This window comes from Amycolatopsis sp. SID8362 (genome assembly GCF_010550475.1).
Classification (GTDB): Bacteria; Actinomycetota; Actinomycetes; order Mycobacteriales; family Pseudonocardiaceae; genus Amycolatopsis; species Amycolatopsis eburnea.
Map to the genome: position 1 here is coordinate 1 of NZ_JAAGNB010000574.1, position 13,414 is coordinate 13,414.

A 13,414-nucleotide genomic window follows, 5' to 3' on the forward strand; every position below is an offset into this window, starting at 1 on the left:
CCGGTGCGGTGGCCGTGGCTCGCGGCGCTCGCCGTCGCGAGCTGCCTGGTGGTCGCCGGACTGGGCCTGCTGGGCGGTGGCGCTTCGGGTGCCCCGGTGCCGGAGCGGACCACGACGGTGTCGGTCGGGCAGGGCGACACGCTGTCTTCGCTGGCCGCGCGCTTCGCCCCGGAGAGCGAGCCGGGCGCGGTCGTGGCCCGGATCAAGGAGCTGAACCGCCTGGACCAGGCCGTCCTGGTGCCGGGGCTGCCCCTCACGGTCCCGGTCGCCGATGTCCCGTGATGCCGTCTTCCTTCTCCGGTGGTGCCGAGTCGAGGCAGCTGCGAAACGCCGTTATCGGCGCTCGCCGTGATTTCACCCGGCCCGGTGAATCGCCGGCTGGGTCGATCCCGGGCCGCCGCGACGGCTTGCCGCGTCGGCGAAACGGGCCCCGGGCAGCTTGAGTCCACTCGCGACGCGGGACGTCGCGGTGCGGTTCGCGCCCGTGTCCGCGGGGTGTCTCACCCGGCCGGGTCCGACACGGCCGCGCGGCTTGCGCACGTCCTTCCCGAGTTCTACGCTCGCCCGCTATATGTAGTAGTTACACCGCTGTAGTTGGTCCACAGGTTGGGGTAGACTGGGCAGCAGTTGTCCACAGCTGGCCGTCTTTTACCCACCGGATGTCCACAAGTCGATCACCAGGTGCAGGGGTACCGGGCGGTCGCGGCACGGCCACGCGTGGTGGCCGGCGGACGTCGACCGGGGCGGCGAGCGCGGAGGGGAAGGTGATCGGCGGATGAGGTGCCCGTTCTGCCGGCATGCGGACTCTCGGGTCGTCGACTCCCGAGAGGTGGATGAAGGCCAGGCGATCCGCAGGCGGCGCTCGTGCGCGTCGTGCGGACGGCGGTTCACGACTTCGGAGACGATGGTGCTCGCCGTCGTCAAGCGGTCCGGGGTCACCGAACAGTTCAGCCGGGACAAGGTGGTGAGCGGCGTCCGCCGCGCCTGCCAGGGCAGGCCGGTCGACGACGACGCGCTGCAGCAGCTCGCGCAGCGCGTGGAGGAGTCGATCCGCTCCGCCGGTCTGGCGGAGATCCCGAGTCACGAGGTCGGCCTGGCCATCCTGGGCCCGCTGCGTGAGCTCGACGGGGTCGCCTACCTCCGGTTCGCCAGCGTCTACCGCTCCTTCTCGTCGGTCGAGGACTTCGAGAAGGAGATCGCCGATCTTCGTGAGGCCATGGCGGGTTCTGCTGCTCCGGAGGAGAGCGATCAGCGCGAAGACGGCGATTGACCGTCCCGCTGCGGGAGTGAGGGTTCGACCGATGACCGAAACCGTGGGAACCGGGGCCGGCGCGGCCGCCGGCAAGAAGAGCAAGGCGGCCGGCGGGCTGAGCGTGAAGCGCGTCTTCACCACCGAGGGGCAGCACCCCTATGACCAGGTGACCTGGGAACAACGCGACGTCGTGATGACGAACTGGCGCGACGGCTCGGTCAACTTCGAGCAGCGCGGCGTGGAGTTCCCCGAGTTCTGGTCGGTCAACGCCACCAACATCGTCACCAGCAAGTACTTCCGCGGCGCCGTCGGCAGCCCGCAGCGCGAGCGCAGCCTCAAGCAGCTCATCGACCGGGTCGTGAAGACCTACGTCAAGGCCGCGCGCGACCACGGCTACTTCGCCTCGCCGCAGGACCTCGAGATCTTCGAGCACGAGCTCACCTGGATGCTGCTGCACCAGGTCTTCAGCTTCAACTCCCCGGTCTGGTTCAACGTCGGCACGTCGTCGAAGCAGCAGGTCTCGGCGTGTTTCATCCTCGCCGTCGACGACACCATGGAGTCGATCCTCAACTGGTACCGCGAAGAGGGCCTGATCTTCAAGGGCGGCTCCGGCGCCGGCCTGAACCTCTCCCGCATCCGCTCCTCGAAGGAGCTGCTCACCTCCGGCGGCACCGCGTCCGGCCCGGTCTCGTTCATGCGTGGCGCCGACGCGTCCGCGGGCACCATCAAGTCCGGCGGCGCCACCCGGCGCGCGGCGAAGATGGTCGTGCTCGACATCGACCACCCGGACATCGAGGAGTTCGTCCAGACGAAGGCCCGCGAAGAGGAGAAGATCAAGGTCCTCCGCGACGCCGGGTTCGACATGGACCTCTCCGGCGCGGACATCTCTTCGGTGCAGTACCAGAACGCGAACAACTCGGTCCGCGTGTCCGACGAGTTCATGCAGGCGGTCGAGAACGGCACCGACTTCGGCCTGCGCGCCCGGCTCACCGGCGAGGTCATCGACCGGACCGACGCGAAGAAGCTGTTCCGCGGCGTCGCGCAGGCCGCGTGGGAGTGCGCCGACCCCGGCATCCAGTACGACGGCACGATCAACGACTGGCACACCTGCCCGGAGTCCGGCCGGATCACCGCGTCGAACCCGTGCAGCGAGTACATGCACCTCGACAACTCGAGCTGCAACCTCGCCTCGCTGAACCTGCTCAAGTTCGTCACCCCTGAAGGCACCTTCGACGCGCCGCTGTTCGCGCGCGCCGTCGAGTTCGTCATCACGGCGATGGACATCTCGATCTGCTTCGCGGACTTCCCGACCGAGCCGATCGCCGACACCACGCGGAAGTTCCGCCAGCTCGGCATCGGCTACGCGAACCTCGGCGCGCTGCTGATGGCGCTGGGCCACGCGTACGACTCCGACGGCGGCCGCGCGCTCGCGGCGGCGATCACCTCGCTGATGACCGGCGTTTCCTACCGCCGCTCGGCGGAGCTGGCCCAGGTCGTCGGCGCGTACGAGGGCTACGCGCGCAACGCCGAGTCGCACCAGCGCGTGATGCGCAAGCACGCGGCGGCGAACGAGCTGGTCCGCACCTACCACTCGAACGACGCCGCGGTGCGCGCGCTGGCGACGGAGGAGTGGAAGAAGGGCATCGACATCGGCACGAAGCACGGCTGGCGCAACGCGCAGGCGTCCGTGCTCGCGCCCACCGGCACCATCGGCTTCATGATGGACTGCGACACGACCGGCATCGAGCCGGACTTCTCGCTGGTCAAGTTCAAGAAGCTCGTCGGCGGCGGCTCGATGCAGATCGTCAACCAGACGGTGCCGCGCGCGCTGACCGCGCTCGGCTACCAGGACGAGCAGGTCGAGGCGATCGTCGAGTACGTGGCGCAGCACGGCCACGTCGTCGACGCGCCGGGCCTGCGTCCGGAGCACTACGAGGTGTTCGACTGCGCGGTCGGTGAGCGCTCGATCGCGCCGATGGGCCACGTCCGGATGATGGCCGCGGTGCAGCCGTTCCTGTCGGGCGCGATCTCGAAGACGGTCAACATGCCGGAGTCGGCGACGGTCGAAGAGGTCGAGGAGATCTACTTCCAGGGCTGGAAGCTCGGCCTCAAGGCCCTGGCGATCTACCGCGACAACTGCAAGGTCGGCCAGCCGCTGTCGACGGCCAAGAGGGAGAAGGCCGAGGCCGAGCCGGAGAAGGTCGTCGAGTACCGCCCGGTCCGCAAGCGCCTGCCGAAGAAGCGTCCGAGCCAGACGGTGTCGTTCACGGTCGGCGGCGCGGAGGGCTACCTGACGGCGGGTTCGTACCCGGACGACGGCCTCGGCGAGATCTTCGTCAAGCTCGGCAAGCAGGGCTCGACCCTGGCGGGCGTGATGGACGCGTTCTCGATGTCGATTTCGGTCGGCCTGCAGCACGGCATCCCGCTCGAGTTCTACGTCTCGAAGTTCTCGAACCTGCGCTTCGAGCCGGCGGGCATGACCGACGACCCGGACATCCGCATCGCGACGAGCGTGATGGACTACCTCTTCCGCCGCCTGGCGCTGGACTACCTGCCGCACGAGAAGCGTTCGCAGCTGGGCATCCTGTCGGCGGACGAGCGCTCGGCGGAGGTCGAGGCGAGCTACGGCGCCCCGAACGTCGACCTCGACGTCCTGCGCTCCACAGTGGACGCGTCGCCGGAGCCGCACGCGGAGGAAACCGAGCACCCGCACCGCGAAGCCCAGACGACGACGGAGCTGATGGAGCTCCGCCTCGGCAAGGCGGCGGACGCCCCGCTCTGCATGACGTGCGGCACGAAGATGCGCCCGGCCGGCTCGTGCTACGCCTGCGAAGGCTGCGGCGCGACCTCGGGTTGTAGCTGACGGCCCCGGGTGGCGGGACGCACGCGCGTCCCGCCACCCGGCCCGTTGCCCTCAGAAGTACTGCTGCACCTCGGAAATCGGCGGCAGGTCCCCGACGAACCCGAACCGCCCCGCCTTCATTTCCCTGGCACCGTCCACGAAGGACTTGAGCGCGAGCCGGGACAGCGCCGCCCCGATGCTGACCCGCCGGACGCCGATCCCGGCCAGCTGCTCCAGCGTGATCGACGGGTCCGCGAACCCCATCACGACGTTGACCGGCTTGCCCACCGACGACACCACGGCCCGCATCTGCTCGAGCGTCCGCAGGCCCGGCGCGTACAGCACGTCCGCGCCCGCCTCCTCGAACGCCTGCAGCCGCTTGATGGTGTCGTCGAGGTCGTCGATGCCCAGCCACAGGTTCTCGCACCGCGCGGTGAGCACGACCGATCGGGCCCGGGCCGCCTCCACCGCCGCCCGCACCCGGTCGACCGCGAGCCCGAACTCGTAGATCGGTTCGTCGCGGTTCCCGGTGTGGTCTTCGATGGACACCCCCGCCGCCCCCGCCTCGGCGGCCTCCTCGATCATCTTCGCGGCCTCGCCCGGATCGTCGGCGAACCCGTTCTCGAGATCGGCGTTCACCGGCAACGGCGTCGCCTCGGCGATCTCCCGGACGTTGGCCAGGATCTCCGCCCGGGTGGCGCGGGCCCGGCCCACGACGTTGGCCACACCGAGACTGGTGGTCGCCAGCGCCTCGAACCCGAGCCCGGCCAGGATCCGGGCGGTCCCGGCATCCCACGGATTCGGCAGCAGGAACGGCTCGGGACGCTCGTGCAGCGCGCGGAACTCGTCGGCGGTCGTCATGCGTTCACCCTGCTCCTCCGTGAGGCCGGGGGCAAACGCGCGCTATTCAGTTCGGTGCGCGGGGGCGAGGCCGGCGAGCGCGCGCGCGATCTCGAACCGCTCGGCCGCGCCCAGCCGGTCGTAGATGGCCAGGGCCTCGTGGAAGTAGTCGTGGGTCGCGGTCGTGTCGCCAAGGCCGGCGGCGCACCAGCCCAGGCCGGCGAGCGCCCGCGCCTCTTCGAGGGGGGTGCTGATTTCCCGCGCGACCTCCAGCGCCATTTCGTGCTGGGCCCGCGCGTCTCGCTGGTTCCCGGAAGCGAGGAGCAGCGTGCCCTTGTGGTTGAGCGTCTCCGCGACCCCCAGCTGCTGGCCGAGCATCCGGTAGAGCGCGAGCGCGCGGTCGTGGGACGCCGTCGCGGCCGCGAAGCTCACCGTCGTCGCCTGAGCGGCGCCGAGTTCGTTGAGGGCGATGGCCTGGCCGATGCGATCACCCGTGTTCTTCGCGATGGCCAGTGCTTCCTGATGCGCTTCGATCGCCTCGGCCGGCTCTCCTTTCGCCCGCAACGCCGTGCCGAGGTTGTTGAGGGCGAGGGCTTGGTGGAATCCGTCGCGGAGATCGCGGTACACGTCGAGGGCCCGCGTGTGGAGGTCGATCGCAGCGGTGTAGTCACCCGTCATCCGTTTCGCCACGCCGAGTTCGTTGGCGGCGTCGGCTTGGCCGGTCCGATCCTTGAGTTCGGCGTAAATGTCCCATGCCTTGCTGTGCGCTGAAATCGCCTCGGCGTATTCGCCCTTGACGAGCCGGATGATGCCCAGTTCGTTGAGCGCGCAGGCCTCGTCGGTGCGGTCTTTGAGACTGCGGGACAACGAAAGCGCCTTCGTGTACGCCTTCGCCGCTTGGACGTACTCGTCGGTCTGCCGCCATGCTCGCCCCAGCTGCATCAGCGTGCCCACTTGGCCGAGCTCGTGATCCAGGCGATCGTAGATCTCGAGGGCCTGGGACAGCGCGGAAATCGCCGCCGGGTATTCGGCCGTCCGGTGCTGGGCTCGCCCGATGCGGTACAGGGCGTCGGCGGTGTGGAGGTCGTCGCCCACGCCGCGGGCCGCTGCCGCGGCGTCGCGGTGCAGGACGACGGCCTGGTCCCAGGGCCCCACGACGTCCAGGAACGCCGCCGTCGCGGCCGCCAGGCCGACGACCTGCTCCGGCAGGGCGTGGGCGGCGGCGTGCCGCGCGCAGGCGAGCAGGTTCGCGGACTCGGTGTGCATCCACTTCCAGGCCGCGTCGCGCGTGGCCGGCGCGAGGGAGCCCGGCTGCGCATAGGTCCGCGGCTCGGCCCGGGGTGCGTCCCGCATCAGGTCCTGGGTGATGAACTGGTCCGCGGCGGTCGCCGCGTTCTTGTAGTGGTCGAGCAGCCTGCCGACCGCCTTGTCCCGGTCCTCGGCGGTCTCGTCGTCGAGGAGGGTGCGCGAATATTCGCGGACCAGGTCGTGCATGCGGTAGCGCTCGGGCGCGGTTTCGTTGAGCAGGTGGTCGTTGTACAGGTTGTCGAGGTGCGTCCGGGCGTCGCCGACCGGGACGTCGGCGAGCGCCGCCGCGCTGGCGGCTTCGAACTCGGTTCCGGGGTGCAGGCTGATGTAGCGGAAGAAGCGCTGCCGGTCCGCCCGCAGGTTCCGGTACGAAAGGTGGAAGGCGGCGGTCACCGCGACTTCTTCGGCGTGGGTCTGGCGGATGACCCAGTCGTGCGATTCGTGCAGCTTCCCGGCCAGGTCTTCGATGGTCCACATCGGGTGGTCCCGCAGCCGTCCGGCCAGCAGGGAGATGGCCAGCGGGAGGTGACCGCACGAGCGGATCACGTCGGCCAGCACGTCCGACTGCGGCCCGAGCACCTCGCGCCGCGAAAGGCTGGTGAAGAGGTCGGCGGCTTCGCGCGCGGGCAACGTGTCCAGGGACAGCGTGATGGTCGTGTCGAGCGCCGTGAGCCGGCGCCGGCTGGTCACGAGCACCAGGCACCCCGGCGTCGCCGGCAGCAGCGGCTCGACCTGCCGGTGGCTGTCCGCGTCGTCCAGGACCAGCAGCACGCGCTTGCCGGCGATCCGGTCGCGCCACATCGCGGCCCGGGAGTCGAGGTCGGCGGGGAGGTGCTGGGCGTCGACCCCGACCATGGTGAGCAGCGAAGCCAGCGCGTCGGTGGGGTTGACCGGCGTCTGCCCGGGCGTGTGGGCGTGCAACCGCAGGAACAGCTGGGCGTCCGGGAACCGGTCGACCAGCTGGTGGGCCGCGTGGATGGCGAACGACGTCTTGCCGATCCCCGCCATCCCGTCGATCGCCTGGATGCCGACGACCTGCTGCCCGCCTTCTTCGCGGGCGGCGGTGGCCAGCCTGGTCAGCTCTTCGGCCCGCCCCGTGAACGACGCCGTGTCGCGGGGGAGCGTCCAAGTGCTCGCCGCTCCGCTCCCGGACCGCTGAACCGGGATGCCGACGCGCCGGTCGTCCGCGTCGGGCTGGTCGGGCAGGCAGAACCAGCCGATGGTGTTGGTTTCCTTGACCTCGACCGGGAGCCGCTGGTAGCTCGCGGGGCGCGCGCCCGGGCAGTGCTGGACCACCTCTTCGAAGAACCAGCCGGAAACGACCATCGCCAGGACGCCGGGTGAGCGGGCGAGGGCGTCGCGCAACGGCGCCGCGTCGATGAGCCGGAACGTGAAATTGATCGCCGCGCCGGCGACGCCGTGCTCGTCGAAATGGACCTCGCCCGCGTGCAACGCCACCCGCAGCCGAATTCGCGCTTCCCGCGCGTGCCTGCCATTGTGTTCCCGCAACGCCGCGACCAGCTGGCCGGGGAGCGTTTCCGCGAACAAGGATTTCGGCTGGTCCGGCGGGGCGAGGACCATTACGCCGTCACCGCAGTCGTCGGCATCGCATTTGTCCCACGCGAGCCCGGCGCGGGCGAACGCGATTTTCAAGATCTCGTACATGCCGTGCCGCACGGAGAGCCGGTGGTCGTTCGTCCGGTGCGCGTTTCCGTAACCTTCGACGTCGACGACGAGGATGGTGCGGTGCACGGCCGATCTCCAGCGCGTCATCGCACCTCCCTCCAGGGACGGCGAAACCGGTTCCCGAAGGACCAGGATCCCGAACCCGCCCGGGTCGGTGCAACCCGGCGGTTTCCCGGATCCGCACCGGATCTCCACGAAAACCGCTCACGAACTCCACGGAATCACGGCACTATCGAACTGATGACGGACGACGACTGGCTCCACGACTTCGAAACCGAGGCTGAACGGCGTAACCGCCGTGAAGATCCGCCCTGGGAGCGCGGCGCGCGCCTGCATCCCGACGTCGCCAAAAGCATCCAGCGGTTCCAGGTCGGCGAAGCCGGCGACGGCGCCAACCTCATCGCGAAAGCCGGCGGCGGCGACTACCTCGCCGCCGTGAAGCTCTTCGTCGCCGAGGAGCAGAACCACGCGCGGATGCTCGCCGAGCTGCTGGCTGCCGCCGGGGTGGCGACCATCGGGTCGCACTGGACCGACACGGTGTTCGTGCGGATGCGGCGGGCGCTCGGCTTGCGGCTCGAGCTGATGGTGCTGCTCATCGCCGAGGTCGTCGCGCTGCGGTACTACCGCGCCTTGCGCGACGGCACGGCGGACCCCTTGGTCAGCCAGGTCGCGGCCCGCATCCTCGCCGACGAGGAGCGCCACGTCCCGTTCCACTGCCACCGCCTCCGCATCGGCTTCGCTCGCTTCCCCAAACCGGTGCGCGCGGCGGTGTTCGGCGCTTGGCGGGTGCTCCTGATCGGCGTGGCGGTGACGGTGGCCGCCGACCACGGCCCGGCCCTGCACCGCCTCGGCGTCGGCAGGCTGGTGTTCGTGGCTGACGTGCTCACGGCGTTCGAATCCGCGCTCGGGCGGGTCCGGGGTGAGGAGCCGAAACCGAAGCCGCGGTACCGCCCGAAACGGGCTCGGCCGCGTGGGCTCGTTTAGTTTTGGCGCCGACGGACACCGAGGGGGACAGCGGGATGCGGCTTGCCGGGCAGGAACGGCGGATGCTGGTCAGCACCGCGCGGTGGGCGGGTACGGATTACCGCGTGCTCCGCCCGGCGCACCCGATCGCCCACGGCTTCCTGTCCGAAAGCCGGTTCGGGGCGGATCTCTCTGTCGACCGTGCCGCGTCCGTGGACTTCGCGTTCGCGTGGTGGCTGGCGGCCCGCTCGCCGCACAGCATCGTCCACTTCCCGCTGCGGGCGAGCACGCTCCGCTGCGACGAAGTACCTGACGGCAGGCGGCTCGACCTGGTGCTGCTGCACCACAGCCTGGGCTTCCCGGCGTCGCGATGGAAAGGTCTCCGCGCGCGTCTTCGCCCTCCTGCAGTGCACAAGGTGACACTGCCGCCGCGGCCGTTCCGCCCGGTGCGGCGCGCGGAGCACGAACGGCGGCACCATCGGGAGTTCCGCGACCACCTCCGCTGGGAACTCGCGGCCGACACGCTGTTCGTCACCGGCAGCCGGCACGCGTTCGAACTCGAGGGCGACGAGGTGCGCGCCCTCGTCGAAGACAGTCCTTCCCGGCTCGCCGAGGACCCTGGCGCCCACTGTTGCGCGGAAATCGGGCTGGGCACCTGGAGTCCCTACCCGCGCCGCAACCCCATGGCGTTGCTGCACGTCGAGTGCTGCACCACCCACTCGGCGCCGGCCGGCGGACACCTCACTTCGTCTCCAGCAGAACGGCCAGCCCCCGCAACGTCGCGGTGAACCGTTCCACCGACACGCCCCGGGACATCTGGTGCAGGAACAGCTCCGGAGCCAGCGGAGCCAGCAGCACGTCCGCCAGCACGTCCGGATCCGCGGTCCCCGCCGACTCCGCCAGCACCCGGACATGCGTGCGCCAGAACCCGTACGCGCCAGTGGTGAACCGCGAATGGCCGACCTCCGCGCCCAGCACCAGGTGCGCGTGCCGCTCCAGCAGGTCCACCATCGCCTCGTAGAACGCCGCCAGCCGGGACGCCGGGGGCGCGCCCGGGCCCAGTGGGGGGTCGCCGCGGAGGAGGGACTCCTGCAGGCGGCGCTCGTGCTCGTCCAGCAGCGCCACCGCGATCGACGCGCGGTCCGGGTAGCGGCGGTAGAGCGTGCCGCGGCCGACGCCGGCGGCCCGGGCGATGTCCTCCATCGTCACCTCGGCCGCGCCGTGGGCGGTGAACAGCTGCTCGGCCGCCGCGAGGATCTTGGCGCGGTTGCGGGCCGCGTCGGCGCGTTCGGGCATGGGGCGAGCCTAGGGAATAAGCGGACGCGGCGTCCAGTTGGAGGCAAGTGGACACCGCGTCCACTTGAGGAGGAACCGTGACCCACCTGCTGCACCTCGACTCCAGCGCCCGCCGCCGGTCGTTCTCGCGAGAGCTGTCCGCCCGCTACGCCGACGCCTGGACCGGCACCCGGACCTACCGCGACCTCGCCGCCGACCCCGTGCCGGTGATCGGCGAGGCCTGGACCGAAATCTGCGACGCCCTGCTCGCGAGGGGGATCACCGACCCCACGCGCTACTTCGAGGTCGTCGAAACGCCCGCGCAGAAGCGGGCCTGGGCCGTCCTCGAGCCGCTGCTGGCCGAACTGCTCGAAGCCGACGTCGTCCTGATCGGCGCGCCGATGTACAACTTCTCGATCCCGGCCGCGCTCAAGGCCTGGATCGACCAGGTGACGTTCCCGCGGATGTCCCTCAAGGGCAAGGCGTTCGTGATCGCCGGCGCCCGCGGCGGCACCTATGCGGAGGGCACTCCGCGAGCCCCCTTCGACCACCACGAGCGGTACCTGCGGGACTTCATCGCCGGGCACTACGACGTCCACGACGTCCGGTTCGTGCACGCCGAGCTGACCAACGCCCTGGTCGACCCGCACCTCGCCGCACGCGACGGCGAACGGAAAGCGTCGCGCGAAGCCGCGCTCGAGGCGATCTGATGGGCTGGGTGACGCTCGTCTTCGCCGGGCTCGTCGAGATCGCCTGGTCGCAGAGCATCAAGCCGACGGAGAACTTCACCCGGCCGTGGCCGACGCTCCTGTGCTTCGTGCTCGGCGCGGCCGCCGTCTACCTGCTCTCGCGCGCGATGGACACCGTCCCGGTGGGCACGGCCTACGCCGTGTTCACCGGGATCGGCGCCGTCGGGGCGATCGTGCTCGGCGTCGTCGTCAACAAGGACCCGCTGAGCGTCGGCCGGGTGGCCGCGCTGGCCCTGGTCGTCGGCGGCGTCGTGCTCGCGCGGGTCACTTCGTAAGCTGCTCCCACAGGAACTCGAACACCAGCGCCCACTTGAAGGCCAGCTGCTCGTTGTCCGCCGCGGCGCCGTGGCCGCCTTCGATGTTTTCGTGATACCGCACGTCGTGCCCCTGCTCACGCATCCGCGCCACCATCTTGCGGGCGTGGGCGGGGTGCACGCGGTCGTCGCGCGTCGACGTCACGAACAGCGAGGGCGGGTACGCGCGTCCACTGTGGACGTTCTGGTACGGCGAGTACTTGGCGATGTACTCCCATTCCGCGGCCTCGTCCGGGTCGCCGTACTCGGCCATCCAGGACGCGCCGGCCAGCAGCAGGTGGTAGCGGCGCATGTCCAGCAGCGGCACCTGGCTGACGATCGCGCCGAACCGCTCGGGGTAGCGCGTCAGCATGACGCCCATCAGCAGGCCGCCGTTGCTGCCGCCCTGGATCCCCAGCTTCGCCGGCGTCGTGATGCCCCGCGAGACCAGGTCCGACGCCACCGCCGCGAAGTCCTCGTACACGCGGTGGCGCTCGGCCTTGATCGCCTGCGTGTGCCAGCCCGGCCCGTACTCGCCGCCGCCGCGGATGTTCGCGACGACGTACGTGCCGCCGCGCGAGAGCCAGCCGCGGCCGATCATCCCGCTGTAGGACGGCGTCAGCGACACCTCGAAGCCGCCGTAGCCGGTCAGCAGCGTCGGGCCGCCTTCCGCGCCGGACGGCCGGACGACGAAGTACGGGATCTTCGTGCCGTCCTCCGACGTCGCGAAGTACTGCGCGACGCTCATGCCCGACGCGTCGAAGAACGCCGGAGCCTGCTTCAAGACTTCGACCTCTTCGCCGACGTGGCCGTAGCTCAGCGTCGACGGCTGGAGGAAGCCGCTGGAGTTGAGCAGGTACTCGTCGCTGACGTCGGGGTCGGTGTCGAAGATGTCCGCGCTGCCGAACTCCAGGCCGCCGGACAGCGGCTCGTCGGTCCAGCCGTCCGGGCCCGGTGTCAGGGTGCGCAGTTCGGTGCGGACGTCGCGCAGCGTGCCCAGCAGCAGGTGGTTGCGCGTCCAGGCCCAGTAGTCGAGCGAGGTGTGCTCGTCCGGCGTGAACAGCGTCGCGAACGTGCGGTCGCCGGCCATGAAGTCGTCGAAGCGGATGCCGAGCAGCGAGCCGGCGGGGTGCTCGGTGCCGTCGACCGGCCACGCCGTCCGCGGCCGGACCAGCAGCCATTCGCGGTGCACGGACGCGCTCGCGTCGTCCGGGACGTCGATCTTGACCAGCGCGTCGGGCGTGCGCAGGTACAGCTCGGAGCGGTAGAAGTCGATCGCGCGGCTGACGAAGTCGCGCTCGAAGCCCTCGGTCGGGTCGTGGGACGCGCCGATCGAGACGTCGTCGGGCTTGCCCTCGTAGACCGTGACCGCGTCTTCCAGCGGCGTGCCGCGCCGCCACTCCTTGGCCAATCGCGGGTAGCCGGAGCTGGTCAGCGTGCCGGGGCCGAAGTCGGTTCCGAGGTAGACGCGGTCCTCGTCGATCCAGCCGATCCGCGTCTTGGCCTCGGGCACGGTGAAGCCGTCCTCGACGAACTCGTGCGCGTCGAGGTCGAACTCGCGCACGACGGTGGCGTCCGCGCCGCCGCGGGACAGCTCGACCAGGCCGCGCCGGTAGCCCGGGCGCAGCACGGTGGCGCCCTGCCAGACCCAGTTCTCGTCCTCGGCCTCGGCCAGCGCGTCGACGTCGAGCAGCAGTTCCCACTCGGGTTCGGCCTGGCGGTAGGACTCCAGCGTCGTCCGCCGCCACAGGCCGCGCGGGTGGCTCGCGTCCTGCCAGAAGTTGTAGAGGAACTCGCCGCGGCGGCGCACGTACGGGATGCGGTCGTCGGCGTCGAGCACTTCGCGCAGTTCGTCGCGCACTTCGGCGAAGCGCGCTCCGGTGGTCAGCTCGGCCAGCGTCTCACCGTTGCGGGCGCGCACCCAGTCCAGCGCGTCGTCGCCGGTCACGTCTTCCAGCCACAGGTACGGGTCCTCCACACTCATGCCCCCAGTCTTGCCGGAGCACGGCCCCGACGGCCACCGGGTGGCGTTTTCGTTTCGTGATCCCGGCCTCCCGGGTGATCCGTATGCTGGTGCCACCGAGCAGGGGGAGACCGTGAACGACGCCGAGCCGTCACCGCCGGGGACGGCCCGGCCGCCCGAGCCCGCGTGGGCGCCGGAGCCGAACCCGTGGGCGCCGAACTGGGCCGCCGCCCCGCCCGTCCC

At 70.7% G+C, this 13,414-nt stretch carries 11 protein-coding genes; 7 read left to right on the top strand and 4 right to left on the bottom strand.

Annotated features, from left to right (window positions below; all coding sequences use genetic code 11):
- The 3 genes from G3I65_RS17670 to G3I65_RS17680 all read left to right on the top strand — a co-directional run.
- The coding region (locus G3I65_RS17670; RefSeq protein ID WP_239071277.1) for a LysM peptidoglycan-binding domain-containing protein at nt 1-282 on the top strand (282 nt) is incomplete at its 5' end.
- Between the two features lie 493 nt (nt 283-775).
- A complete protein-coding gene (gene nrdR, locus G3I65_RS17675) occupies nt 776-1,270 on the top strand; it encodes a transcriptional regulator NrdR (RefSeq protein WP_086676168.1) in 495 nt (164 codons plus the stop codon).
- A 31-nt stretch (nt 1,271-1,301) separates the two neighbouring features.
- Complete coding sequence (locus G3I65_RS17680; protein WP_160697081.1) at nt 1,302-4,115, top strand: vitamin B12-dependent ribonucleotide reductase; 2,814 nt, start codon at nt 1,302-1,304, stop codon at nt 4,113-4,115.
- A 51-nt stretch (nt 4,116-4,166) separates the two neighbouring features.
- Here the strand turns inward: G3I65_RS17680 and G3I65_RS17685 are convergent, their stop codons facing one another.
- Nucleotides 4,167-4,955 (bottom strand): isocitrate lyase/phosphoenolpyruvate mutase family protein, encoded by a 789-nt coding sequence (locus tag G3I65_RS17685; RefSeq protein WP_160697082.1) that lies wholly within the window; start codon nt 4,953-4,955, stop codon nt 4,167-4,169.
- A gap of 42 nt (nt 4,956-4,997) precedes the next feature.
- Nucleotides 4,998-8,015 (bottom strand): tetratricopeptide repeat protein, encoded by a 3,018-nt coding sequence (locus tag G3I65_RS17690; RefSeq protein WP_160697083.1) that lies wholly within the window; start codon nt 8,013-8,015, stop codon nt 4,998-5,000.
- A gap of 153 nt (nt 8,016-8,168) precedes the next feature.
- Here G3I65_RS17690 and G3I65_RS17695 point away from each other — a divergent pair, with 153 nt between their 5' ends.
- Both G3I65_RS17695 and G3I65_RS17700 read left to right on the top strand, forming a co-directional pair.
- Nucleotides 8,169-8,912: a ferritin-like domain-containing protein gene (locus tag G3I65_RS17695; protein WP_160697084.1), complete on the top strand. Its 744-nt coding sequence runs from the start codon at nt 8,169-8,171 to the stop codon at nt 8,910-8,912.
- A 62-nt stretch (nt 8,913-8,974) separates the two neighbouring features.
- Nucleotides 8,975-9,679: a hypothetical protein gene (locus G3I65_RS17700; protein WP_203612415.1), complete on the top strand. Its 705-nt coding sequence runs from the start codon at nt 8,975-8,977 to the stop codon at nt 9,677-9,679.
- On the opposite strand, the gene G3I65_RS17705 is transcribed toward G3I65_RS17700, so the two are convergent.
- Nucleotides 9,633-10,187, bottom strand: a complete 555-nt coding sequence (locus tag G3I65_RS17705) for a TetR/AcrR family transcriptional regulator (protein WP_160697085.1) — start codon at nt 10,185-10,187, stop codon at nt 9,633-9,635. The genes G3I65_RS17700 and G3I65_RS17705 overlap by 47 nt on opposite strands.
- Nucleotides 10,188-10,264: 77 nt before the next feature.
- Between G3I65_RS17705 and G3I65_RS17710 the strand changes: the two genes are divergently transcribed.
- Nucleotides 10,265-10,876, top strand: coding sequence for an NAD(P)H-dependent oxidoreductase (locus tag G3I65_RS17710; RefSeq protein WP_163046709.1), 612 nt, complete (start codon nt 10,265-10,267; stop codon nt 10,874-10,876).
- Nucleotides 10,876-11,190 (top strand): multidrug efflux SMR transporter, encoded by a 315-nt coding sequence (locus tag G3I65_RS17715; protein WP_086857929.1) that lies wholly within the window; start codon nt 10,876-10,878, stop codon nt 11,188-11,190. The genes G3I65_RS17710 and G3I65_RS17715 overlap by 1 nt, the downstream gene beginning before the upstream one ends.
- On the opposite strand, the gene G3I65_RS17720 is transcribed toward G3I65_RS17715, so the two are convergent.
- Nucleotides 11,180-13,192 (bottom strand): prolyl oligopeptidase family protein, encoded by a 2,013-nt coding sequence (locus G3I65_RS17720; RefSeq protein WP_160697086.1) that lies wholly within the window; start codon nt 13,190-13,192, stop codon nt 11,180-11,182. The genes G3I65_RS17715 and G3I65_RS17720 overlap by 11 nt on opposite strands.
- Nucleotides 13,193-13,414: the final 222 nt, after the last annotated feature.